This window comes from Pseudothauera hydrothermalis, assembly GCF_003345255.1.
In the GTDB taxonomy this organism is placed as follows: domain Bacteria; phylum Pseudomonadota; class Gammaproteobacteria; order Burkholderiales; family Rhodocyclaceae; genus Pseudothauera; species Pseudothauera hydrothermalis.
Map to the genome: position 1 here is coordinate 453,705 of NZ_CP029331.1, position 24,368 is coordinate 478,072.

Sequence of the window (24,368 nt, forward strand, 5' to 3'; positions counted from 1 at the left end):
GCGCCGCTCGAATCGATCTTAACCGAAGCGCGCCCAGATGCGTATGACTGCGGCGTCAATCGGGTCGGCGCTGGTGGCGTTCAGTGGCCGCTGTGCAGCCGATGCAACAGCGCGCGCAGGCGGGCGGGGCGAACCGGTTTGTATAGTAGCGGTATCGCAACCGCTTGTGCCCGCTTGAGCGTTTCCGCAGCCGTATCGCCGCTGATCAGCACCGCGGGCAGCGCCGCACCCCAGTGCGCGCGCAAGGCGGTGATCGTCTCGATGCCATCGGCGGTGCCGTGCAAATGAAAGTCGCTGATCAGTAATTCAGGCCGTGGCGCTTCGGGAGGATAGGCGGCAAGCAGTTCGTCTGCCGAGGCGGCTGCCTGAACCTGGCAGCCCCAAGTGGTCAGCAGCCCCTGCATGCCGGCGCGGGCCAGCGGATCGTCTTCCAGCAGGGCGATCCGCCAGCCCGCCAGATCGCCTGGCGTGCGTTCGGCAATCGCCTTCTGGGTAGGGGAATCGGGCTGTGCTGCCGGCAGTTCGATGCTGAACACCGAACCCTTACCAGGGGCCGAGCACAGCGACAGGCGATGGCCCAGCAGGTCGGTCAGGCGTCGAACGATGGCCAAGCCCAAACCCAGCCCTTTGTCCCGTACCCGCGCCGGATTGTCGAGCTGGACGAACTCCTGAAAGATGATCTCCTGCGCTTCTGCCGCAATGCCGATGCCGGAGTCGCGCACCTCCACGCGCAGTGTTGCGCCGCGTACCCGGCAGGCCACCATGACTGCGCCGCTGTGGGTGTAGCGGATCGCATTGCTCGCAAGATTGGTCAGGATGCGCTCGAACAGCACCGCATCGCTCAGCGCCCAGGCGCGGGAGGGCCGCACCCGCAGGCGCAGTTTCTTGGCCGCGGCGCTCTCGCGCAACTCGGCGGCAATGCGGTCGAACACCGGTTGCAGCGGGAAAGGACGCACATTCGGATGCAAGACTCCGGCGTCGAGTTTGGAAATGTCCAGCAGGCTGTCGAGCAAATTCTCCATGGCCTCGGCCGCATCGGCGATTTTTTGCACCAGGTGGCGCGCCCGCGGCGCATGTGAGAGCTGAGCCAGTTCAGCAATGAACAGCCCCAGCGCATGCATCGGCTGACGCAAATCGTGACTGGCGGCAGCCAGAAAACGCGACTTGGCCAGATTGGCCTGTTCGGCCTCCTCTTTGCGGGCGCGCAGTTCGGCGGTGGCCTCGTGGATTCGTCGGGCCATATCCTCATGCATCGCTTCGAGCCGTGCAGCCATTTCATTGATACCGGTGGAGAGCAGCCGCAGGCTGCCGCCGCCCATATCCGGTACGCGCTCGCTGAGCTGCCCTTGGCCGATACGCGCCACCGAGCGCGCCATGTTGCGGATTGGCCCGCTCACCCCGCGGCTCAGCCAAGTGGCCAGCAGCAAACTGCCGATGAGCACCGGCAGCACCGACGCACCTGCTGCCAGCCAGAGCGCGTTACGTTGCAGCGTCAGCCGTTCGCGCGACACCTCGAGCACGACCGTGCCCAGCGCGGGCAGCGTGCCGCCGCTGGCGGCCAGTACCGGCGCGTCGCCGAGCTCGAAGGCGTCGTCGAGCCGGACATTGCTGGGTTCGATCGGCTCCACGATACGCAGCAGATCCCGCGCCGGCGGCACCGCACGGTCACTGCGGCCACTATGCGCCAGGCGCTGTCCGCCTGGGTCGGTGATATCGACCGTCACCACATCGCTTTCGGCCAGTACCGCATTAGCCAGTTGCTGCAGGGTTTCGCGGTTGCCGGCAAACACCGCGTATTCGCTCGCCGCGGCCAGTTGCCGGGCCAGCGCCAGCGCCCGCGCGGCGTGCGCTTCTTCAAGATCGGACAAGCGGGCGCGGGTGTAAAACACCGTCAGCACGACGGCCAGCGCGAGCATGGGCAGCAAAGCGGCAAGGATGACGCGCGCGCGGATGCCCCATTCGAGTTTGGGTTTCATCGACTGTGCTCCTCGCGTCGCAGCGCGCGGGCCAAAGTCTGGCCGTCGCCCAGCGCAATGCCGAGCGAGCGCGCCACATTTTTGTTGACGCTCACTTCGAATTCCCGCGCGGGCGCAGGAGGGGGCAGGCGTCCGCCGGCAAGAACCGCGCGGGCCGCGGCAGCCGCCTGTGCGCCAATCTGTTCAGGGGTTGCATACAGGGCCAGTGCAGCGCCCGCGCGGGCATAGGCCGGGGAAAAGCCGACCACCGGCGAGCGATGCCGGTAGGCGGTCAGCAAAACATTTTGTACCGTGTAGCTGTTGAACACGGCCGGGTCCGGTGTGGCCAGCAGCACCGCCGGTTCGGAGAACACCTGCTGCAATGCAGCGAACAAATCTCGGTCGGAGGAGACTTTGGCACGGACCGGTTCCATTCCCTGCTGACGGGCGGCTGCGGCCAGCTCATCGACCAGCTCCCCGCTGCTCGGGCCCGCCAACAGGGCGAGCCGGCGGGCTTCCGGCAGCGCCAGACGGATTAGCGCGATCTGCCGCGCGGCCGGCTGGTCGAGGAAGATCGCAGTCACCATGCTAGGGTCGGGCGCGGGTGGCAGGCGGGCGAAGGCTGCGCGGGTGAGCAGGGTATGCACGACGGCGGCGCTTGGCGCCGCTTCGGCGATGGCACGGGCTGCCTGCCCGCCAACCGAAACGATGAGCTGCCGATTGCGCAGCCGTTCGGCGGTCAGTGCCGGCCAATCGATCTGCTCTACCGTCGTGCCGGGCGGTAGCCCCAGACGAAAAGCGGTTGCGGTGGCCTGATGAGCATCGGTCTCATCGCCCAGCACCAGCAGTACCGCCGCGCCCGCATGCGCCTGGCCGCCCGCGCACACGGCGAGTGCCAGCACGAACAGACGGATGAGTGCAAGATACGGCATGAGCGTCGGCAGGGCGTTCCGGAGGGTCGAGTCAGGGGCAATGGTTGGCGTATCGCACGGCTCGGATGGCCGATTGTGCTCAACTTCAGGCAAATGGGATAGAGGGTGTGGTCAGCATGCCAATGGGGCATGCTATGCTTGGCGCATCGGCCGGCCGGCTCGGCCGGGACTCTGGAGCAAATGGTGACCAAGATTCTCATCGTGGAAGATCACGCCTTGGTGCGCGAGGCGCTTGCCCAGACCTTGTCGGGTCTGGCACCGGAAGTGTGGTGTGAGCAAGCCAGCAGCGTCGATGAAGCGTTGGCCCGACTCGATGCGCATGACGACTGGGACCTGGTGGTGGTCGATCTGATGTTGCCCGACATGAACGGCTTTTCTCTGCTCGGGGTGCTGGCCAAGCGTTTTCCGGATGTGCCCGCGGTGGTGGTGTCGGCCATGGACGATCCGGCTTCGGTACGTCGGGCAATCAAGGGCGGGGCCTCAGGCTTCGTGTCCAAGGCCAGCTCTGGCCAAGTGCTCTGCGAAGCCGTGCGCACCGTGCTGGACGGCGGCGTGTATCTGCCGGATTTGGATCATGCTGCGGGCAAGCGCGCCGCGGCGCCGGTGCATGAGCGCTTTGGTCTGACGCCGGCTCAGACGCGAGTCATGGAGCTGCTCGCTCAGGGCAAGACCAACCGCGAGATCGCCGATCTGTTGGGGCTTTCGGAAGGCACGGTCAAGGTGCACATGTCGGCCATTTTCCGTGCTCTCAAAGTCAGCAACCGCGCCCAGGCATTGGTGGTGATCGCGCGTCATGGCGCGCGCCTGTAGCCTGTTGCGCGGGCCTGCGCTCAGTGCGAGCGCCGTGTTGCTTGGGTGAGCCGCAGTGGCATTTCGGCCGGCGGAATACGCAGCGATTCGTCCTCATTGTCTTCGACCGTCTCACCGCCATCGGCCACGTCGATCTCCAGCACATGCAGCACCTGACGGGCAAAGGCACGGCAGGCGTTGGCCAGCGGGGTAGGCAGTTGATCGGGTACCTGTTTTTGCAACAACAGCTTGGAGGCGGATAGCGCGCCGACCGGTTTGAGGATGCGGTGCCGGTAGGCGCCCATCAGCTGCGCAACGTTGCGGTCGGCCGCTTCGCGCTGCCAGGCGTTGACCGGCCACTGCGACGGTACTGCGTAGGCGCGCGGAAACATTTCCAGGTCGCGTAACACGGTGCGGATGTCTTCGTGCGACTCGCGAAAAGGCAGTAGCACGATGTCCGACAGGGCGTAGAGTTTGCGGTCCATTTCGGTGCGGTTGCCGCCGCCGTCGATGACGCCGATCCAGTTGTCCAGCGAGCGCAGTTTGTCGACCACCTTGGTTAGCGCTTCGCGGGTGCGTGCGTCGGCGGTGATGTAGCGCCGCCCTTCAGGGGCGAGAGGCTCGCGCGAGGTGTCGGTCAGCACGCAGGCCGACCGGTGTCCCAGCAACCCCAGCCCTTGGCAGAGCATGTGCGACAGGGTGGTTTTGCCGGTGCCGCCCTTGTTGCCAATGATGCAGATGATCTCAGCCATGACTCGATTTCCTGACTCGCGGCCCAGCGGCCGCACGATGCCATTATCGGCACTGGGCGCGCCGCACTAGAGGCGGAAAAGCTGCCGTAAGGGGGCCTATTTCATCTGATTGCGCAATGTGTCCGCCGGGCGATAGGCATAGAGCCGGGTGCGACGTCGGTCGGCTACCTCGATCACGAAAGCCGGCTCGATGCCCGGCACCGGGAAGCTGTTACTGATGAGCAGGCTGCCCGGACGCATTTCCTTGCGCGCTTTTTGCCAGACTTTAGCCATCGGCACCGGGGACAGAAAAGCGTACACCACGTCATAATTCGACCATGACGCGGTGAAAAAGTCTCCGCGTGTGAAGCTCAGGTTGGGGGCCGCGCGGGCCAGCAGGCGGGCAAGCCAGTAGGGCGCCGGTGCGGCTTCGATTCCGGCAAAGCGGCTTTCCGGGCGCAGACGGGCGAGCGGGCGCAACAGCGCCCCGGTGCCGCTGCCGATGTCGAGCAGGCTGACCGGCCGTTGCGCAGGCAGCAGGCGTGCGACCGTTTCGGCGGTCGTCCGGTTACTGAGATAGAGCGGCACCTGGGTGCGAAAACTGGTCCAGTAGATGGCCAGCAACGCCAGGAACAGCCCCAGATACCATGCCGGATCGAGGCCCAAACCGTGGGCGAATACAGCCAGCGGGATAAAGGCGAGGTGAATTGGCAGCCACCAGCGGGCGCTGTGCAGCGTAACGGCGCAAAGGGTCGCGCCCGCAGCTTGTGCGGCAACCAGCGGCCAAAGGCCGGCAGGCAGCAGGCCGCTGCGGGCGAGCAACCAAGCCAGCGCCCAGCCGCCGCATTGGGCGGCCAGGGCTTTGAGGGAAGGAGGCATTGGCGGCACTTCAGGGTCGGCAGGGCACGATCATAGCCGGATCAAGCCAGCGCGCGAACCGGGGTGTCGGCCTCCGCGGTCTGCGCACTGCGCCAGCGCGCCAGCAATGCTTCGCGCCGGGCGGCTGCAAGCTTCATGTTTTGCGCTTTGACATGGCCGAAGCCGCGGATGCCATCGGGCAGCGAGGCAATTTCGATCGCCAGCGGCAGGCGCTGGAAGCTCAGCGATTTCAGCAACTCGCTGATGTCTTGCTCGTACTGCACGATCAGTGCGCGCTCGGCTCGACGCTCGGCGCTGTAGCCGAACACGTCCCAGCGTGTGCCGCGCAGGCCCTTGAGACGGGCCAGCAGGCGGAAGATCCGCAACATGCCGGGGCCGTAGGCCTTTTTGGCAATTCGCCCGGTGTTGGGGTCGGGCCGCGAGGTCAGCGGTGGCGCCAGATGAAAACGCACGGTGTAATCCCCTTCGAAGGTGGCGCGCACCCGCTCCCAGAACGTCGGGTCGGTGTAAAGCCGCGCGACTTCGTATTCATCCTTGTAAGCCAGCAGTTTGTAGTAATTGCGGGCGACCACTTCGCTGAGCCGGGTGGCGCCGTTTCCGGCCACGCGGCATTCGGCTGCGCGCACTTTGTCGACCAAGGCGCGGTAGCGCGCGGCGTATGCGGCATCCTGGTAGGCGGTGAGCGCGGTTTCGCGCACCCCGACGATGTCTTCCAGATTTGGTGCCCGCACCGGCAATGCCTGCGCCGGCTGGGCATGACGCTGCACCGCGGCCAGGTCATGGGCCGCGCGCCGTCCCCACAGGAAGGCCCTGCGATTCATCTCCAAGGCTACACCGTTGAGTTCGATGGCCTGCATCAGCGCGGCGTGTGAGACCGGCACCATACCCTTTTGCCAGGCAAAGCCGAGCAAAAACAGATTGGTGGCGATTGCGTCGCCCATCAGTGTGGTGGCCAGTTGCTGGGCGTCGAGAAAATCGACCTGTGCCGCGCCAGTGGCATCGCGCACCGCTGCCTGCATGCGCTCGAGCGGGAACTGCCAGTCGGGGTTTAGGGTGAAGTCGGAGGTTGGCATCTCGGCGCAGTTGACCACCGCCCGGGTGCGGCCAGTAGCCATCTTGGCCAGTGCCTCGACGCTGGCGGTCACCACCAGGTCGCCGCCGATCACCGCATCGGCTTCGCCCGCGGCGATGCGTACCGCATGCAGATCTTCAGGCCGGTCGGCGATGCGGATGTGGCTGAACACCGATCCGCCTTTCTGCGCCAATCCGGTCATATCCAGTACGGTGACGCCCTTACCGTCCAGATGCGCCCCCATGCCGATCAGCGCCCCGATGGTGATCACCCCGGTGCCCCCGACGCCGGTGACCAGGATGCCAAAGGGCTGCGCGGTGGTCGGCAGCGTGGGTTCCGGCAGGGCGGAAAAGCCGGATTCGTCCTCGCTCAGGGCTTTACCCTTGCGCAGTTGGCCGCCTTCGATGGTGATGAAGCTCGGACAGAAGCCCTTGAGGCAGGAATAATCCTTGTTGCATGAAGACTGATCGATTTGGCGCTTGCGACCGAATTCGGTTTCCACAGGCAAAATCGACATGCAATTGCTGGCCACCCCGCAGTCGCCGCAGCCTTCGCATACCGCTTCGTTGATGAACACCCGGCGCGCCGGGTCGGGGAAGGTGCCACGTTTGCGCCGACGCCGCTTTTCGGCGGCACAGGTCTGGTCGTAGATCAGTGCGGACACCCCGGCGGTGTCGCGCAACTCACGCTGGATGCGATCCAGTTCATCACGGTGACGGATCGGCACCCCGTGCGGCAGGTCGGCCGGGCCGTAGGCCCGCGGGCTCCCATCGGTGACCACCACGATGTTGTGTACGCCTTCGGCTTGCAATTGGGCGACGATCCGCGGTACGTCCAGCGGGCCGTCGTGTGGCTGGCCGCCGGTCATCGCCACCGCGTCGTTGTAGAGGATTTTGTAGGTGATGTTGACTTTGGCCGCCACCGCTTGGCGGATGGCGAGCAGGCCGGAGTGAAAGTAGGTGCCGTCGCCCAGGTTGGCGAACACGTGTTTCTCGTTGGTAAAAGGCGCCTGGCCGACCCAGGGCACGCCTTCGCCACCCATCTGCGTAAAGGTGCCGGTGCGCCGTTCGGGCATCCAGGTGACCATGTAGTGGCAACCGATACCGGCCAGCGCACGGCTGCCTTCGGGCACATGGGTGGAGGTGTTGTGCGGGCAGCCCGGACAGAAGGTGGGGATGCGGTCGATCTTGAACACCCGTTCGGCCAAGGCTTTTTCCTTGGCCTCCAGGAAGGCCAGTCGCGCCTGGATGCGTTCCGAGGTGAAAAAGCGCCCGATGCGCGCCGCGATCACCCGCGCGATCAACGCCGGGGTAAGTTCGCCGGCCGCTGGCAACAGCCAGTCGCCATGGTCGATGGTTCCATCCGCTCGCGCGATGCGCGCCCATTCGCCTTTCTCGTCAAACTTGCCGATCACCCGCGGGCGTACATCCTCTCGCCAGTTGTAGAGCTCTTCCTTGAGCTGATATTCGAGCTGCTGGCGCTTTTCCTCGACTACCAGGATTTCGTCCAATCCTTCGGCAAAGTGGCGCACGCCATCCGATTCCAGCGGCCATACCATGCCCACTTTATAAAGACGGATGCCGATCTCGGCGGCCAGTTGCTCGTCGATGCCAAGGTCGTCAAAGGCTTGGCGCACATCCAGATAACTTTTGCCGCAGGTGATGATGCCCAGCCGCGGGGCGGGCGAGTCGATGACGATGCGGTTTAGCGCATTGGCCCGCGCGTAGGCCAGCGCGGCATAGAGCTTGTAGTGCAGCAGACGTTTTTCTTGTACCAGCGGTGGATCGGGCCAGCGGAGGTTGAGGCCGTCGGGCGGCAAGGCAAAGTCGGTGGGAATGGCGACCTGCACCCGGAAAGGATCCACATCCACCGAAGCCGAAGTTTCCACCGTGTCGGCCAGCGCCTTGAACGCCACCCAACAGCCGGAGTAGCGCGACAGCGCATAGCCATGCACGCCGTAGTCGATGTATTCCTGTACACCGGCCGGGGCCAGTACCGGCATCATCACCGCCTTGAAGAAGTGGTCGGTCTGGTGGGGCAGGGTGGAGGACTTGGCCGCATGGTCGTCCCCGGCAACCACCAACACACCCCCGTGCTTCGAGCTGCCTGCGGCATTGGCATGACGGAACACGTCACCACAGCGGTCGACGCCGGGACCCTTGCCATACCACATGGCAAACACCCCGTCATACTTGGCCTGCGGCGACAAATTCACTTGCTGGGTACCCCACACCGCGGTGGCGGCCAGATCCTCGTTGATGCCCGGTTGAAAGACGATGTCGTGGCTGGCGAGGTGTTTTTTTGCCTTCCACAGCGTCTGGTCGAGGCCGCCCAGCGGCGAGCCACGATAGCCGGAAACAAAGCCGGCAGTATTGAGCCCGGCCGCGGCGTCGCGTGTTTTTTGGATCATCAGCAGGCGCACCAGCGCTTGATAGCCGGTGAGATAGACGCGGCCGCGAACGGTAGTGTATTTGTCGTCCAGGCTGGGCACGGCGGTGTGGCCGCGTGGACGCGGATCGGCTTCGGCCATGAGGGTCTCCTTCCACAAAAGCGGTGTTTTTTGTGTTCGGCCCGTGCGCCGGTTTGGGGGCGCGGGCGCCCGATGAGCACGACCAGCCTAGACCGCGTGGTCGGCCGGCTTCAATCCTTGGATACCCGAATGCGGCGCGCGTTCAGAGTCCCGGCACCACCTTGCCGGGGTTGAGCAGGTTGTACGGGTCGAGCGCCTGCTTGACCAGGCGCATTGCGTCCACCGCCGCTTCCCCATGTTCGGCGAGCAGGAATGCTTGCTTGCCGAAGCCGATGCCGTGTTCGCCGGTGCAGGTGCCGTCCAGCGCCAGCGCACGCTCGACGATCCGCCGGTTGAGGGCCTCGGCGCGTTCGATTTGTACCGAGTCCGCCGGATCCACCAGGATCAGGGTGTGGAAGTTGCCGTCGCCCACATGGCCGACGATGGGCGCGGTGAGTCCGCTGGCGGCGATGTCAGCGCGCGTGCCGGCGATCGCTTCGGCCAGGCGCGAGATCGGCACGCACACATCGGTGGTGATGCCGCGGCAGCCGGGCTGGAGGTTGAGGCAGGCGAAATAAGCGTCGTGGCGCGCCTGCCACAGGCGGCTGCGGTCCTCCGGCCGGGTGGCCCATTCGAAATCTTCGCCGCCGTTGTCGCGTGCCAGTTCCTGCACGGTAGCGGCCTGCTCCTCGACGCCGGCGGGAGAGCCGTGAAACTCGAAGAACAGCATCGGCGCCTCGCGCAGCGTGGTCTTGCTGTAGCGGTTGATTGCGCTCACGGTGAGGCTGTCGAGTAGCTCGATACGCGCCACCGGCACACCGAGTTGGATGGTCTGGATCACGGTGCGTACCGCGGCGTCCACATCGGGGAAGGTGCAGATCGCCGCAGAGACCGCTTCCGGCAACGGGTGCAGGCGCACGGTCAGTTCGGTGATCAGACCCAGCGTGCCTTCCGAGCCCACCAGCAAACGGGTCAGATCGTAGCCGCTGGACGACTTGCGCGCCCGCCCGCCGGTGCGGATCACCCGGCCGTCGGCCAGCACCGCGATCAGACCGAGCACATTCTCACGCATGGTGCCATAGCGTACCGCGTTGGTGCCGGAGGCGCGGGTGGCGGCCATGCCGCCCAGCGAAGCGTCCGCGCCGGGGTCGATCGGGAAGAACAGTCCGCTGCCGTGTAGTGCAGCATTGAGCTGCTTACGGGTGACACCGGGCTGCACCACGGCGTCCATATCCTCCGCATGCACCGCCAGCACCCGGTTCATCTGGGAGAAATCGACACAGACGCCTCCGCGGATGGCAAGAATATGACCTTCGAGGGAACTGCCCACGCCGTAGGGAATGACCGGCACCCGGTGCGCAGCACAGGCGCGGACGATGGCGGCCACCTCATCGGTGCAGCAGGGAAAGACCACCGCATCCGGCAGCGCGTCCGGAAAGTGCGATTCATCATGACCGTGATGGGCACGCACGCCCGGCGCCATCGAAAAGCGCGCACCAAACGTACCCGACAGCGTATCGACGAGCGCTTCGGGCAGGGGACGACGATCAGCATCGACGGCGGTATGCATGGCGATGCGCCGAGGCGGCGGGCGTGGTTTCAAACGGATGCATTATGAGCCGCCACTACCTGGAGTGCTACACTCGCGCAACCTGTCGGGGATAGACCTGACTGACCTGTTCGCACAGAATAAACAAAACGTTTGACAGCGGCTTCATTAGCCACTATAGTGCGGCGCTTCTCGCTTGGAGGGGTACCCAAGCGGTCAACGGGAGCAGACTGTAAATCTGCCGGCTCTGCCTTCGAAGGTTCGAATCCTTCCCCCTCCACCAAATAGCGTCAATGTGCTGGAGTTTGCTGATGCAAGAGTCTGGCGCATGCTGTGAGTGCGGGTCGTCTGGGTTGTGCGCGGGTGTAGCTCAATGGTAGAGCAGAAGCCTTCCAAGCTTACGACGAGGGTTCGATTCCCTTCACCCGCTCCAGGTTGTTTGAGTAGCAGGCGGTTTGGTTGTGCCCATGTAGCTCAGTGGCAGAGCACTCCCTTGGTAAGGGAGAGGTCACGTGTTCAATCCACGTCATGGGCACCATTCCCTCCTCTCCGTCCTGGAAGTTGAAGGTTTTCTTATTCCTGGTACTGACATTCAAGAGGTTTCGACATGGCGAAGGGTAAGTTCGAGCGGACCAAGCCGCACGTAAACGTAGGCACGATCGGCCACGTTGACCATGGCAAGACGACGCTGACGGCGGCGATCACCACGATTCTGGCCAAGAAGTTTGGCGGCGAAGCCAAGGCTTACGACCAGATCGATGCGGCGCCTGAGGAGAAAGCGCGCGGCATTACCATCAACACCGCGCACGTGGAATACGAAACCGCCAATCGGCACTACGCGCACGTGGACTGCCCGGGTCACGCCGACTATGTGAAGAACATGATCACCGGTGCCGCTCAGATGGACGGCGCCATTCTGGTGGTGTCGGCCGCCGACGGCCCGATGCCGCAGACCCGCGAGCACATTCTGTTGGCCCGTCAGGTGGGTGTGCCCTACATCATCGTGTTCCTGAACAAGTGCGACATGGTCGATGATGAAGAGCTGCTCGAGCTGGTGGAAATGGAAGTGCGCGAGCTGCTGTCGAAGTACGAATTCCCGGGCGACGACATTCCGATCATCAAAGGCTCGGCGCTCAAGGCGCTCGAGGGTGATCAATCCGACATTGGCGAGGCGGCGATCATGCGCCTGGCCGAAGCGCTGGACAGCTACATTCCGACCCCGGAACGTGCAATCGACAAGCCGTTCCTGCTGCCGATCGAAGACGTGTTCTCGATCTCCGGTCGCGGCACGGTGGTGACCGGCCGTGTCGAGCGTGGCGTGATCAAGGTTGGCGAAGAAATCGAAATCGTCGGCATCCGTCCGACCGCCAAGACCACCTGCACCGGGGTGGAAATGTTCCGCAAGCTGCTCGACCAAGGTCAGGCCGGTGACAACGTCGGCGTGCTGCTGCGCGGCACCAAGCGCGAAGAAGTCGAGCGCGGCCAAGTGCTGGCCAAGCCGGGCACGATCACCCCGCACACCCACTTCACCGGCGAAGTGTATGTGCTGTCCAAGGAAGAGGGCGGCCGTCACACTCCGTTCTTCAACAACTACCGTCCGCAGTTCTACTTCCGTACCACGGACGTGACCGGTGCGATCACGCTGCCCGAAGGCACCGAGATGGTGATGCCGGGCGACAATGTGTCGATCACGGTGAAACTGATTGCGCCGATCGCGATGGAAGAAGGTCTGCGCTTTGCGATCCGCGAAGGCGGGCGTACCGTCGGCGCCGGTGTCGTGTCCAAGATCATCGAGTAATCCCTAGCCGGATTGCCCGATCATAAGCGCCCCTGAAAAGGGGCGCTTCGTAGTCTCTGCTGCAGGGGTATAGCTCAATTGGCAGAGCGTCGGTCTCCAAAACCGAAGGTTGGGGGTTCGATTCCCTCTGCCCCTGCCACTCTTTCCGGATACAGATAACGTCGATGGCCGATAAGTTGAAATTCGCGCTGGCTCTCGCCCTGGTTGCAGCCGGCGTGGTCGGCTTTTATTTGCTTGGCGAACAGCCGTTGGTGCTGCGTGTGCTCGCAGTGTTCGCGGGCGTCGGGGCTGGCGTGGGTGTGGCCGCTTTGTCCGCGCCCGGTCGTCGCTTCATCGATTTTGCCCGCGAAGCTGTGGTCGAGACCAAAAAAGTGGTCTGGCCTTCGCGCAAAGAAACGGTGCAGACAACCGGCATCGTCTTCGCCTTCGTGGTCGTTCTCGCGATCTTTCTCTGGTTGACCGATAAGAGCCTGGAGTGGGTGCTGTACGACCTGATCCTGGGCTGGAAGTGATCATGACGAAGCGCTGGTATGTAGTGCACGCTTATTCCGGGTTCGAGAAGTCCGTCCAGCGGGCGCTCATCGACCGGATCAATCGTGCCGGCATGCAGGAGATGTTTGGGCAGATCCTGGTGCCGGTCGAAGAGGTCGTCGAAATGAAAGGCGGCCAGAAAAGCATCTCCGAGCGCAAGTTCTTTCCCGGCTATGTGCTCGTCGAGATGGAAATGAATGACGACACTTGGCACTTGGTGAAATCAACGCCCAAGGTCACCGGCTTTGTCGGTGGTACCGCGACCAAGCCGACCCCGATCTCCGAGAAGGAGGTCGAGAAAATCCTGCATCAAATGCAGGAAGGGGTCGAGAAGCCCCGGCCCAAGGTGTTGTTTGAAATCGGTGAGGTGGTGCGCGTCAAAGAAGGCCCGTTTACCGATTTCAATGGCACGGTCGAAGATGTCAATTACGAAAAGAGCAAGCTGCGTGTGTCGGTGACCATTTTCGGGCGTGCCACACCGGTGGAACTAGATTTTGCCCAGGTGGAAAAAACCTGAGCACGGCAGGCGGACGTCAGCGGACGTCCGTCCCAGGGGTCCGCGGACAGCGGGTCGTTCGAGGAGCGCCGCCTGAATCGGCGCGTTTGCACTCATAACAGGAGCATGCCTAAATGGCTAAGAAAATCATCGGCTACATCAAGCTGCAGGTGCCGGCCGGCAAGGCCAACCCCAGCCCCCCAATCGGCCCCGCGCTCGGTCAGCGCGGCCTGAACATCATGGAGTTCTGCAAGGCCTTCAACGCCCAGACGCAGGGCCTTGAACCCGGTTTGCCGATTCCGGTGGTCATCACCGCCTATGCCGACAAGAGCTTCACCTTCGTCATGAAGACGCCGCCGGCATCGGTGCTGATCAAGAAAGCGGCCAAGGTCCAGAAAGGCTCGTCGAAGCCGCATACCGACAAGGTGGGCTCGATCACCCGTGCGCAGGTCGAAGAAATTGCCAAGACCAAGATGAAAGATCTGACCGCTGCTGACCTCGAAGCTGCCGTGCGCACCATTGCCGGCTCTGCGCGCAGCATGGGTATCACCGTGGAGGGTCTCTGAACATGGCCAAGCTTTCCAAACGCGTTCAAGCCTTGCGGGCCAAGGTTGACCGTAACCGCACCTACACCGTGAGCGAAGCCTTGGCCCTGGTCAAACAGTGCGCCACGGCCAAATTTGACGAATCGATCGACGTGGCGGTGAATCTGGGCGTCGATGCGCGTAAATCCGACCAAGTGGTGCGCGGTTCGGTGGTGCTGCCGGCAGGTACCGGCAAGACCGTGCGTGTCGCGGTCTTTGCCCAGGGCGAAAAAGCCGAGGCCGCCCGTGCGGCCGGAGCCGACGTGGTGGGCTTCGACGATCTGGCCGAACAGGTCAAGGCCGGCAATATCGATTTCGATCTGTGCATTGCCACGCCTGATGCCATGCGGGTGGTCGGGCAACTGGGGCAGATTCTCGGTCCGCGCGGCCTGATGCCCAACCCGAAGGTCGGCACCGTCACCATGGATGTAACCACCGCGGTGAAAAACGCCAAAGCAGGTCAGGTGCAATACCGCACCGACAAAGCTGGCATTGTGCACGCCACCATCGGTCGCGCCTCGTTTGCCGACGAAGCGCTGCAGCAGAATTTCAACGCCTTGATCGAGGCCTTGATCAAGGCCAAACCGGCCGCCTCCAAGGGGGTGTATCTGCGCAAGATCGCTATTTCCAGCACCATGGGCGCTGGCGTGCGTGTCGAACCGAGCAGCATCACGACCGCTTGATCGGGGCGGAGAACAGAACTTTGGGCCGCCCTGCTGCAACGCGTTCGGGGCGGATCGTCAAAGACCGCAGGTGCGGGTAAGTCGTTCCCGCTTAAGCAACTCAGTTGGCCTGCGCAGACGGTGAGCCCAGAACAGGATACAGGTCGTGGCAACGGCCCATCTCCTGATCCAGGTCGCCGTGGGTGCGAACCGTTACGTTTTTACGGTTCGTGTGTGGACTTGAAAGGAGGAAAGACCGGTGGGTCTCAATCTCGATGACAAGAAAGCCGTCGTGGCTGAGGTGTCGGCACAAGTGGCCAAAGCCCAGACCATCGCGGTGGCCGAGTATCGCGGCATTGCGGTAGGCGATCTGACCGCATTGCGCGCCAAGGCCCGCGAATCTGGTGTCTATTTGCGTGTGCTGAAAAACACCCTGGTGCGCCGCGCCATTGCCGACACCCCGTTCGCCGGGCTGTCAGATCAGTTGGTCGGACCGCTGATCTACGGTATCTCGGAAGATCCGGTGGCCGCGGCCAAGGTGCTCAACGATTTCGCCAAGGGCAACGACAAGCTGGTGCTCAAAGCGGGTGCTTATGCGGGCCAGGTGCTCGATAAGGCTGGCGTGCAGGCGCTGGCTTCGATCCCGAGCCGCGAAGAACTGCTCGCCCGCTTGCTGGGCGTCATGCAGGCCCCGGTGTCGGGCTTTGCCCGTGCGCTGGCCGCACTCGCCAAGCAGCGCGAGGAACAAGGCGCGGCAGCCTGAGCGCTGTGTACGACTGTTTTCAGATAAGTTTCGATTTTGGAGTGATTTGAAATGGCAATCAGCAAAGAAGACATCCTCGAAGCCGTTGGCGCGATGACCGTGATGGAGCTCAATGAGCTGGTCAAGGCTTTCGAAGAGAAGTTCGGCGTGTCTGCCGCCGCCATGGCCGTGGCCGCCCCGGGCGCCGCCGCTGCCGCGCCGGCTGCCGAAGAGAAGACCGAGTTTGACGTGATCCTGGCTGCGGCCGGCGACAAGAAGGTCGAGGTCATCAAGGTGGTCCGTGCCGCTACCGGTCTGGGTCTGAAGGAAGCCAAGGATTTGGTCGACGGTGCGCCGAAGGCTGTGAAGGAAGGCATTGCCAAGGCCGACGCCGAAGCGCTGAAGAAGCAGTTGGAAGACGCCGGCGCGAAGGTCGAGATCAAGTAATCTTGCCTTCGCCCCAGGGGGCTGGCGCTCTGCTGAGCGTCGGCCCTTTCGTGCTTTCTGTTCGCAGGAAGCCAGAATACAGCGTCCCGGCGGTTGTCGGGGTTCGTTCCAGCCTTTACGGGGCGCTGTCTTCTGTAGTTGTTTTATGCACGTTGTTTGTCCGACGTCTGACCTCTACCCGGAGCATCCATGGCGTATTCCTACACCGAAAAGAAGCGTATCCGCAAGAGCTTCGCCAAGCGCAAGGCCGTGCTGGATGTGCCTTTCCTGCTCGCTACCCAGATCGAGTCGTTCGCGGCCTTCTTGCAGGCTGACACGCCACCGGAGTTGCGCGTGAATCAGGGTCTGCAGGCCGCGTTCACGTCGATTTTCCCGATCTCCAGTCACAGCGGCAACGCCCGGCTCGAGTTCGTCCAGTACATGCTCGGCGAACCGCCGTTCGACGTGAAGGAGTGTCAGCAACGCGGCTTGACCTTTGCCTCGCCGCTGCGCGCGCGTGTGCGCCTGGTCATCATGGACCGCGATGCGCCCAAGGAGACCATCAAGGAGGTCAAAGAGCAGGAGGTGTACATGGGCGAAATCCCGCTCATGACCAACACCGGCTCCTTTGTTATCAATGGCACCGAGCGTGTCATCGTCTCCCAATTGCATCGCTCGCCCGGGGTGTTCTTTGAGCATGACCGCGGCAAGACGCATTCGTCGGGCAAGCTGCTGTTTTCCGCGCGCATCATCCCTTACCGTGGCTCCTGGCTCGATTTCGAGTTCGATCCCAAGGATTATCTGTACTTCCGGGTGGACCGTCGGCGCAAGATGCCGGTCACCATCCTGCTGCGCGCAATCGGCATGACGCCGGAGGAGATCCTCGAAACCTTCCACGACTTCGACGATTTCCATTTGTCGGGTGAGTCGGTGTTGTTCTCGGTGGTGCCCGAGCGGCTGCGCGGTGAAGTAGCGCGTTTCGACATCATCGCGCCGGATGGTCGTCTGATCGTGGCGCGCGACAAGCGCATCACCGCCAAGCACATCCGTGAGCTGGATCAAGCCGGGATCAGCCGTCTGGCGGTGCCCGAGGAGTTTCTTCTTGGGCGCATCCTGGCGCGCAATGTCGTCGATCCCGAGACCGGTGAGCTGGTTGCGCGGGCCAACGATGAAATCACCGAAGAGCTCCTCGCCAAGCTGCGTGACGCCGGGGTGCGCGACATCCAGACTTTGTATGTGAACGACCTCGATCGCGGGGCTTATATCTCGCAGACGTTGCGGATCGATGAGACCTCCGACCAGTGGGCGGCGAAGGTCGCCATTTACCGCATGATGCGTCCAGGTGAGCCGCCGACCGAAGAAGCGGTCGAGGCGTTGTTCCACGGGTTGTTCTACTCCGAGGAGCGCTACGACCTGTCTGCCGTGGGTCGGATGAAATTCAATCGCCGCGCCTACCCGGAAAAAATCGACGACAAGGCTCCCGATTGGCTCAAGCGCTTCTACCAGCGGGTGGGCCCGCAAGGCGAAGAGGGCGCAGGCACGCTGTCGAACGATGACATCCTGGCGGTCATCGGGGTGCTGGTCGAGCTGCGCAATGGCCGCGGCGACATCGATGATATCGATCACCTGGGCAACCGCCGGGTGCGTTCGGTGGGCGAGCTGGCCGAAAATCAATTCCGCGCCGGTCTGGTGCGGGTGGAGCGCGCGGTCAAGGAGCGCTTGTCCCAGGCCGAATCGGAAAATCTGATGCCGCATGATCTGATCAACGCCAAACCGATTTCGGCCGCGATCAAGGAGTTCTTTGGCTCTAGCCAGCTCTCCCAGTTCATGGATCAGACCAACCCGCTGTCCGAGATCACCCACAAGCGTCGGGTGTCGGCGCTCGGCCCTGGCGGTCTGACCCGCGAGCGCGCCGGCTTCGAGGTGCGCGACGTGCATCCGACCCACTATGGGCGTGTGTGTCCGATCGAGACGCCGGAAGGCCCGAACATTGGCCTGATCAACTCGTTGGCGGTCTATGCCCGCACCAACCGCTATGGCTTTTTGGAAACGCCGTATCGGAAAGTGATCGATGGCAAGGTCACCGACCAGATCGATTTTCTGTCGGCCATCGAAGAAGGGCAGTACGTGATCGCTCAGGCCAATGCCGAGGTGGCCGAAGACGGCACGCTGGCCGGCGAACTGGTGTCCTGCCGCCACAAGGGTGAATTCACCTTGGCCACGGCCGATCAGGTTCAGTACATGGACGTGGCGCCGGGGCAGATCGTTTCGGTGGCGGCCTCGCTGATTCCCTTCCTGGAACACGACGACGCCAACCGCGCATTGATGGGCGCCAACATGCAGCGCCAGGCGGTGCCTTGCTTGCGTCCGGAAAAGCCACTGGTCGGCACCGGCATCGAGCGCACCGTGGCGGTCGACTCCGGCACCGCGGTGCAGGCGCTACGCGGCGGCGTGGTGGACTATGTAGACGCCAACCGTATCGTGGTGCGGGTCAACGACGATGAAAACGTCGCCGGCCAGGTCGGCGTGGATATCTACAACCTGATCAAATACTCCCGTTCCAACCAAAACACCAATATCAACCAGCGTCCGATCGTCAAAGTTGGCGATGTGATCAGCAAGGGCGACGTGATTGCCGATGGGGCCTCGACCGATCTGGGTGAGTTGGCGCTCGGCCAGAACATGCTGGTGGCGTTCATGCCCTGGAACGGCTACAACTTCGAGGACTCCATCCTGATTTCCGAGCGGGTGGTGGCTGAAGACCGGTTCACCTCGATCCATATCGAAGAGCTGACCGTGGTCGCCCGCGACACCAAGCTCGGACCCGAGGAAATCACCCGCGACATCGCTTCGCTCGGCGAAGCCCAGCTTTCCCGCCTGGATGAATCCGGCATTGTGTATATCGGCGCCGAAGTCGAAGCCGGTGACGTGCTGGTGGGCAAGGTTACGCCCAAGGGCGAAACCCAGCTGACCCCGGAGGAAAAGCTGTTGCGCGCGATCTTCGGCGAAAAGGCGTCCGACGTGAAGGACACCTCGCTGCGGGTACCCGCCGGCATGGTCGGTACCGTGATCGACGTGCAGGTATTTACCCGCGAAGGTATCGAGCGCGACAAGCGTGCCCAGTCGATCATCGATGACATGCTGCGCAGCTTCAAGACCGATCTGGCCGACCAGATGCGCATCGTCGAACGCGACGCCTTTGCCCGTCTGCGCCGTCAACTGGTCGGGCAAAAGGCCAACGGCGGTCCGAAGAAACTCGCCAAAGGCAGCGAGATTACCGACGCTTATCTCGACCAGCTCGAACCCTATCACTGGTTCGACATTCGCGTGGCCGATGAAGAGCTGGCCGCGCAGCTCGAGGCGGTGCGCGAAGGTCTGGAAAAGACTCATAAGGACTTCGATCACGCCTTCGAGATCAAGAAGAAAAAGCTCACCCAAGGCGACGAGTTGCCCCCGGGTGTGCAGAAGATGGTCAAGGTCTACCTCGCGGTCAAACGTCGCCTGCAGCCCGGCGACAAAATGGCCGGCCGCCATGGCAACAAAGGGGTGGTGTCGCGGATCGTACCGGTCGAAGATATGCCGTACATGGAAGACGGCACCCCGGTCGATATCGTGCTCAACCCGCTTGGTGTGCCCTCACGGATGAACATCGGCCAGATTCTGGAGACCCATCTGGGTTGGGCGGCCAAGGGCCTGGGACAGAAAATCGACCGCATGCTGCGCGCCAACGCCGCGGTGCAGGAGGTGCGCAGCCTGTTGGAGCAGATCTACAACGAGAGCGGTACCCCGGAAAACATCGCGGCGCTGGCCGACGACGAAGTGTTTGAGCTGGCCAGCAACCTGACCCAAGGCGTGCCTTTTGCCTCGCCGGTGTTCGATGGTGCCAAGGAAGAAGAGATCAGCAAGATGCTGGCGCTGGCGGGGCTGCCGGAGAGCGGGCAGGTGACGCTCTATGACGGGCGCACTGGCGAACCGTTCGAGCGCAAGGTCACCGTGGGCTACAAGCATGTGCTGAAGCTGCACCACCTGGTCGATGACAAGATGCATGCGCGCTCCACCGGGCCGTACTCCTTGGTGACCCAGCAGCCGCTGGGTGGCAAGGCACAGTTCGGCGGCCAGCGCTTCGGTGAGATGGAAGTCTGGGCGCTGGAAGCCTACGGTGCAGCCTATACGCTGCAGGAAATGCTCACCGTCAAGTCGGACGACGTGACCGGGCGGACCAAGGTGTATGAGAACATCGTCAAGGGCGACCACAAGATCGACGCCGGCATGCCCGAGTCGTTCAACGTGCTGGTGAAGGAAATCCGCTCGCTGGCGATCGACATCGACCTGGACCGCTACTAAGAAACCGGCCGCGGGCCGGCGGCGCGCTGTGGGGCGGACCATCTCCCCCGCGCCCGACCGGCCCGGCCCTACTCCTCGCTGGAGACATTGATGAAGAGCTTGCTCGCTGACCTGTTCAAGCAAACCCTGCCGAACGAGGAAGAGTTCGACGCGATCACGATCGGTCTGGCCTCTCCGGACAAGATCCGCTCGTGGTCTTACGGGGAAGTCAAAAAACCCGAGACCATCAACTACCGTACCTTCAAACCGGAGCGCGACGGCCTGTTCTGCGCCAAGATCTTCGGCCCGGTGAAGGATTACGAGTGCCTGTGCGGCAAATACAAGCGTCTCAAGCACCGCGGCGTGATTTGTGAAAAATGCGGTGTCGAAGTGACCTTGTCCAAAGTGCGCCGCGAACGGATGGGCCACATCGAGCTGGCCTCGCCGGTGGCGCACATTTGGTTCCTGAAGAGCCTGCCGAGCCGTCTCGGCATGGTGCTCGATATGACGCTGCGCGACATCGAACGCGTGCTCTATTTCGAAGCCTTCGTGGTGATTGAGCCGGGCATGACGCCACTGAGTCGGGGCCAACTGCTCACCGAAGACGATTATCTGGCCAAGGTCGAAGAATACGGTGATGACTTCGATGCGGTGATGGGGGCCGAAGGCATCCGTGAGCTGCTGCGCACGCTGGACATCAATCTCGAGATCGAGAAGCTGCGCGGCGAACTGGAAAGCACCGGCTCCGAAGCCAAAATCAAGAAGTTCTCCAAACGCCTGAAAGTACTCGAAGCCTTCCAGCAATCCGGGATCAAGCCCGAATGGATGATCCTGGAAGTGCTGCCGGTGTTGCCGCCGGACCTGCGTCCGCTGGTGCCGCTGGATGGCGGCCGTTTCGCCACCTCGGATCTGAACGACCTCTATCGTCGGGTCATCAACCGCAACAACCGCCTCAAGCGTCTGCTGGAGCTCAAGGCGCCCGAGATCATCGTGCGTAACGAAAAGCGCATGCTGCAAGAAGCGGTCGATTCGCTGCTCGACAACGGCCGCCGCGGCAAGGCCATGACCGGCGCCAACAAGCGTCCGCTGAAGTCGCTGGCCGACATGATCAAGGGCAAAGGTGGCCGCTTCCGTCAAAACCTGTTGGGTAAGCGCGTCGACTACTCCGGCCGTTCCGTGATCGTGGTCGGGCCGCAACTCAAGCTGCACCAATGCGGTCTGCCCAAGCTGATGGCGCTGGAGCTGTTCAAGCCCTTTATCTTCAATAAGCTCGAACTGATGGGGCTGGCGACCACCATCAAGCAAGCCAAGAAAATGGTGGAAAACCAGGAGCCGGTGGTGTGGGACATCCTCGAAGAGGTGATCCGCGAGCACCCGGTGTTGCTCAACCGTGCGCCGACCCTGCACCGCCTGGGTATTCAGGCGTTCGAACCGGTGTTGATCGAAGGCAAGGCGATCCAACTCCACCCGCTGGTTTGCGTGGCCTTCAACGCCGACTTCGACGGCGACCAGATGGCGGTGCACGTGCCCCTGTCGCTGGAAGCGCAAATGGAGGCCCGCACCTTGATGCTGGCCTCCAACAACGTGCTCTCGCCGGCCAACGGCGAGCCGATCATCGTGCCGTCGCAAGACATCGTGCTGGGGCTGTATTACGCTACCCGCGAGGCGGTCAATGCCAAGGGCGAAGGCATGTTGTTGGCCGATGTCGCGGAAGTCAAACGCGCCTACGAATCGGGTCAGCTTTCGCTGCATGCCCGCATCTCGGTGCGTCTGAAGGAAGTCGAAGTGACCCCGGACGGCGAGCAGCGTGAAAAGGTCACCCGCTATGAGACCACTGCCGGGCGCGCCATTCTGTCCGAGATTCTGCCGTCGGGACTGCCTTTCAGCGTCATCGACAAGCCGCTGAAGAAAAAAGAAATCTCCCGCCTGATCAACGCCTCGTTCCGCCGTTGCGGTCTGCGCGCGACGGTGATTTTTGCCGACAAACTGATGCAGTTCGGCTACGCGCTGGCCACCCGCGCGGGGATTTCCATCGCCATCAAGGACATGCTCGTGCCCAAGCTCAAGGACGAGCTGATCCGTGCGGCGGAAGCCGAAGTGAAGGAGATCGCCCAGCAATACACGTCTGGCTTGGTGACCGACGGCGAGCGCTACAACAAAGTGGTCGACATCTGGGGGCGTTGCGGTGACCAGGTGGCCAAAGCGATGATGGAACAGCTTGGCCACGAGCCGGTGATCGATCGCAATGGCAAGGAAACCAAGCAGGAGTCGTTCAACTCGATCTATATGATGGCCGACTCCGGCGCGCGCGGCTCTGCCGCCCAGATCCGGCAGTTGGCCGGTATGCGCGGTCTGATGGCCAAGCCGGACGGCTCGATCATCGAGACCCCGATCACCACCAACTTCCGCGAAGGGTTGAACGTTCTGCAGTACTTCATCTCGACGCACGGCGCCCGCAAAGGTCTGGCCGATACCGCGCTGAAGACCGCCAACTCCGGTTATCTGACCCGTCGTTTGGTCGATGTGACCCAAGATCTGGTGGTGACCGAAGAAGATTGCGGCACCCGCGATGGGTTCTACATGAAGGCCCTGATCGAAGGCGGCGAAGTGGTCGAACCGCTGCGCGAGCGTATTCTTGGCCGGGTATGTGCCGAAGACGTGGTCAACCCGGATACGCAAGAGACGGTCATCGAAGCCGGCACGCTGCTCGACGAAGATCTGGTCGACCTGGTCGAGCGGCTGGGCATCGATGAGGTGAAGGTGCGCACTCCGCTGACCTGCGAGACCCGCTACGGACTGTGCGCCAAGTGCTACGGCCGCGACTTGGGCCGCGGACAAATGGTCAACGTTGGCGAAGCGGTGGGTGTGATTGCCGCGCAGTCGATCGGCGAGCCGGGTACCCAGCTCACCATGCGGACCTTCCACGTCGGCGGCGCGGCCTCCCGGGCTGCGGCGGCCAGTGGAGTGGAAGCCAAGTCCACCGGTACGATCCGCTTTGCCGGCAACATGCGCTATGTGGCCAATGCCAAGGGCGAGAAAATCGTCATCGCGCGTTCGGCCGAGTTGGTGGTGGCCGACGAAATGGGCCGTGAGCGCGAACGCCACAAACTACCTTACGGCGCCACGTTGCTGGTCGACGATGGCACGGCGATCAAGGCCGGCACGCAGTTGGCGAGCTGGGATCCGCACACCCGCCCGATCATTACTGAGTACGCCGGGACGGTGAAGTTCGAAAATGTCGAAGAAGGCGTCACCGTCGCCAAGCAGATCGACGAAGTCACCGGGTTGTCCACCCTGGTGGTGATCGACGCCAAGCGGCGTTCGACCTCGGCTACCGCCAAAGGCGTGCGCCCGCAAGTCAAACTGCTCGACGAGAACGGCGAGGAAATCAAGATCGCCGGCACCGAGCATGCGGTGGCGATTACCTTCCAGGTCGGCTCGCTGATCACGGTCAAAGATGGACAGCAGGTGAATGTGGGCGACGTGCTCGCCCGTATTCCGCAGGAATCTGCCAAAACCCGCGACATTACCGGTGGTCTGCCGCGTGTGGCCGAGTTGTTCGAGGCGCGTTCGCCCAAGGACGCCGGTTTGCTGGCCGAATACACCGGCACGGTGTCGTTCGGTAAAGACACCAAGGGCAAACAGCGTCTGGTGATCACCGAGCCGGACGGTCAGGCGCACGAGTTCCTGATCCCGAAGGACAAGCACCTGATCGTGCACGACGGCCAGGTGGTCAACAAAGGCGAGCTGATCGTCGACGGTCCGGCCGACCCACACGATATTCTGCGTCTGCAGGGCATCGAGGCGCTGGCCCACTACATCATCGACGAGGTGCAGGACGTCTATCGCCTACAGGGTGTAAAGATCAACGACAAGCATATCGAGGTCATCGTTCGCCAGATGCTGCGTCGCGTGGTCATTACCGACCCGGGCGACACCAAGTTCATCCGTGAAGAACAGGTCGAACGCTCAGAAGTGCTCGACGAGAACGATCGCATGATCGCCGAGGGCAAACTGCCGGCGCAGTTCGAGAACCTGTTGTTGGGTATTACCAAGGCGTCGCTGTCGACCGACTCGTTCATCTCCGCGGCGTCGTTCCAGGAAACCACCCGTGTGTTGACCGAAGCGGCGATCATGGGCAAGCGCGACGAACTACGCGGCCTGAAGGAAAACGTCATCGTCGGTCGCCTGATTCCGGCCGGTACCGGTCTGGCGTATCACCGCAACCGTCGGGCGCAGAATAGCGGAGAGGACCTGGGAGGCGCGCACGCCTGGCCTGCGGTCGAGACGGCTGCAGCACAAAGTCAGGACGTGGAAGCTAGTTGACGAAAAAGGGGTTTTCGGACTACACTCCGGCCTCTTTTTGTGGACTGACCAATCGTAGTTAGTC

At 62.9% G+C, this 24,368-nt stretch carries 16 protein-coding genes and 4 tRNA genes; 14 read left to right on the forward strand and 6 right to left on the reverse strand.

The genetic code is table 11. The features are described 5' to 3' along the window. Positions 1–80: 80 nt before the first annotated feature. Both DIE29_RS02115 and DIE29_RS02120 read right to left on the reverse strand, forming a co-directional pair. Positions 81–1,976: a hybrid sensor histidine kinase/response regulator gene (locus tag DIE29_RS02115; protein WP_114649063.1), complete on the reverse strand. Its 1,896-nt coding sequence runs from the start codon at positions 1,974–1,976 to the stop codon at positions 81–83. Then, positions 1,973–2,887 (reverse strand): ABC transporter substrate binding protein, encoded by a 915-nt coding sequence (locus DIE29_RS02120; RefSeq protein WP_102040826.1) that lies wholly within the window; start codon positions 2,885–2,887, stop codon positions 1,973–1,975. Before DIE29_RS02120 ends, DIE29_RS02115 begins: the two co-directional genes overlap by 4 nt. 183 nt (positions 2,888–3,070) lie before the next feature. Between DIE29_RS02120 and DIE29_RS02125 the strand changes: the two genes are divergently transcribed. Next, the gene (locus tag DIE29_RS02125) at positions 3,071–3,697 is read left to right on the forward strand and encodes a response regulator transcription factor (RefSeq protein ID WP_102043069.1); all 627 of its coding nucleotides are present in this window, start codon (positions 3,071–3,073) and stop codon (positions 3,695–3,697) included. A 20-nt stretch (positions 3,698–3,717) separates the two neighbouring features. Here the strand turns inward: DIE29_RS02125 and DIE29_RS02130 are convergent, their stop codons facing one another. From DIE29_RS02130 to DIE29_RS02145, 4 genes are all read right to left on the reverse strand, one after another. Next, complete coding sequence (locus DIE29_RS02130) at positions 3,718–4,428, reverse strand: nucleotide-binding protein (protein ID WP_102040827.1); 711 nt, start codon at positions 4,426–4,428, stop codon at positions 3,718–3,720. A gap of 96 nt (positions 4,429–4,524) precedes the next feature. Continuing rightward, complete coding sequence (locus DIE29_RS02135) at positions 4,525–5,286, reverse strand: class I SAM-dependent methyltransferase (protein WP_114649064.1); 762 nt, start codon at positions 5,284–5,286, stop codon at positions 4,525–4,527. 41 nt (positions 5,287–5,327) lie between these two features. Further along, the gene (locus tag DIE29_RS02140) at positions 5,328–8,888 is read right to left on the reverse strand and encodes an indolepyruvate ferredoxin oxidoreductase family protein (protein WP_114649065.1); all 3,561 of its coding nucleotides are present in this window, start codon (positions 8,886–8,888) and stop codon (positions 5,328–5,330) included. Between the two features lie 142 nt (positions 8,889–9,030). Then, positions 9,031–10,437, reverse strand: a complete 1,407-nt coding sequence (locus DIE29_RS02145; RefSeq protein WP_114649066.1) for an FAD-binding oxidoreductase — start codon at positions 10,435–10,437, stop codon at positions 9,031–9,033. Positions 10,438–10,614: 177 nt separating this feature from the next. Between DIE29_RS02145 and DIE29_RS02150 the strand changes: the two genes are divergently transcribed. From DIE29_RS02150 to rpoC, 13 genes are all read left to right on the forward strand, one after another. Next, positions 10,615–10,699: transfer RNA gene (locus tag DIE29_RS02150), tRNA-Tyr, on the forward strand. Positions 10,700–10,775: 76 nt separating this feature from the next. After that, positions 10,776–10,849 (forward strand) — tRNA-Gly (locus DIE29_RS02155). 30 nt (positions 10,850–10,879) lie between these two features. Continuing rightward, positions 10,880–10,954, forward strand: a tRNA-Thr gene (locus tag DIE29_RS02160). Between the two features lie 69 nt (positions 10,955–11,023). Further along, on the forward strand, positions 11,024–12,214 hold the full coding sequence (gene tuf / locus DIE29_RS02165; protein WP_102040831.1) for an elongation factor Tu: 1,191 nt from the start codon (positions 11,024–11,026) through the stop codon (positions 12,212–12,214). A 63-nt stretch (positions 12,215–12,277) separates the two neighbouring features. Further along, positions 12,278–12,353: transfer RNA gene (locus DIE29_RS02170), tRNA-Trp, on the forward strand. A 25-nt stretch (positions 12,354–12,378) separates the two neighbouring features. After that, on the forward strand, positions 12,379–12,726 hold the full coding sequence (gene secE / locus DIE29_RS02175; RefSeq protein ID WP_102040832.1) for a preprotein translocase subunit SecE: 348 nt from the start codon (positions 12,379–12,381) through the stop codon (positions 12,724–12,726). A 2-nt stretch (positions 12,727–12,728) separates the two neighbouring features. Then, entirely contained in the window at positions 12,729–13,262 is a 534-nt protein-coding gene (gene nusG / locus DIE29_RS02180) for a transcription termination/antitermination protein NusG (protein ID WP_102040833.1), read from the forward strand. Positions 13,263–13,375: 113 nt separating this feature from the next. Beyond that, positions 13,376–13,807 (forward strand): 50S ribosomal protein L11, encoded by a 432-nt coding sequence (gene rplK, locus DIE29_RS02185; RefSeq protein ID WP_102040834.1) that lies wholly within the window; start codon positions 13,376–13,378, stop codon positions 13,805–13,807. Between the two features lie 2 nt (positions 13,808–13,809). Then, entirely contained in the window at positions 13,810–14,508 is a 699-nt protein-coding gene (gene rplA / locus DIE29_RS02190) for a 50S ribosomal protein L1 (RefSeq protein WP_102040835.1), read from the forward strand. A gap of 238 nt (positions 14,509–14,746) precedes the next feature. Then, a complete protein-coding gene (gene rplJ, locus DIE29_RS02195; RefSeq protein WP_102040836.1) occupies positions 14,747–15,250 on the forward strand; it encodes a 50S ribosomal protein L10 in 504 nt (167 codons plus the stop codon). Positions 15,251–15,301: 51 nt separating this feature from the next. Beyond that, positions 15,302–15,676, forward strand: a complete 375-nt coding sequence (gene rplL / locus DIE29_RS02200; protein WP_102040837.1) for a 50S ribosomal protein L7/L12 — start codon at positions 15,302–15,304, stop codon at positions 15,674–15,676. 189 nt (positions 15,677–15,865) lie between these two features. Continuing rightward, entirely contained in the window at positions 15,866–19,999 is a 4,134-nt protein-coding gene (gene rpoB / locus DIE29_RS02205; RefSeq protein WP_114649067.1) for a DNA-directed RNA polymerase subunit beta, read from the forward strand. Between the two features lie 90 nt (positions 20,000–20,089). Beyond that, positions 20,090–24,304, forward strand: a complete 4,215-nt coding sequence (gene rpoC, locus DIE29_RS02210) for a DNA-directed RNA polymerase subunit beta' (protein ID WP_114649068.1) — start codon at positions 20,090–20,092, stop codon at positions 24,302–24,304. Positions 24,305–24,368: the final 64 nt, after the last annotated feature.

Bases quoted from the DNA above. Each gene is read 5' to 3' on its own strand.
- DIE29_RS02115 (WP_114649063.1), bottom strand. From the start codon at position 1,976: ATGAAACCCAAACTCGAATGGGGCATCCGCGCGCGCGTCATCCTTGCC.
- DIE29_RS02120 (WP_102040826.1), bottom strand. From the start codon at position 2,887: ATGCCGTATCTTGCACTCATCCGTCTGTTCGTGCTGGCACTCGCCGTG.
- DIE29_RS02130 (WP_102040827.1), bottom strand. From the start codon at position 4,428: ATGGCTGAGATCATCTGCATCATTGGCAACAAGGGCGGCACCGGCAAA.
- DIE29_RS02135 (WP_114649064.1), bottom strand. From the start codon at position 5,286: ATGCCTCCTTCCCTCAAAGCCCTGGCCGCCCAATGCGGCGGCTGGGCG.
- DIE29_RS02140 (WP_114649065.1), bottom strand. From the start codon at position 8,888: ATGGCCGAAGCCGATCCGCGTCCACGCGGCCACACCGCCGTGCCCAGC.
- DIE29_RS02145 (WP_114649066.1), bottom strand. From the start codon at position 10,437: ATGCATACCGCCGTCGATGCTGATCGTCGTCCCCTGCCCGAAGCGCTC.
- tuf (WP_102040831.1), top strand. From the start codon at position 11,024: ATGGCGAAGGGTAAGTTCGAGCGGACCAAGCCGCACGTAAACGTAGGC.
- secE (WP_102040832.1), top strand. From the start codon at position 12,379: ATGGCCGATAAGTTGAAATTCGCGCTGGCTCTCGCCCTGGTTGCAGCC.
- nusG (WP_102040833.1), top strand. From the start codon at position 12,729: ATGACGAAGCGCTGGTATGTAGTGCACGCTTATTCCGGGTTCGAGAAG.
- rplK (WP_102040834.1), top strand. From the start codon at position 13,376: ATGGCTAAGAAAATCATCGGCTACATCAAGCTGCAGGTGCCGGCCGGC.
- rplA (WP_102040835.1), top strand. From the start codon at position 13,810: ATGGCCAAGCTTTCCAAACGCGTTCAAGCCTTGCGGGCCAAGGTTGAC.
- rplL (WP_102040837.1), top strand. From the start codon at position 15,302: ATGGCAATCAGCAAAGAAGACATCCTCGAAGCCGTTGGCGCGATGACC.
- rpoB (WP_114649067.1), top strand. From the start codon at position 15,866: ATGGCGTATTCCTACACCGAAAAGAAGCGTATCCGCAAGAGCTTCGCC.
- rpoC (WP_114649068.1), top strand. From the start codon at position 20,090: ATGAAGAGCTTGCTCGCTGACCTGTTCAAGCAAACCCTGCCGAACGAG.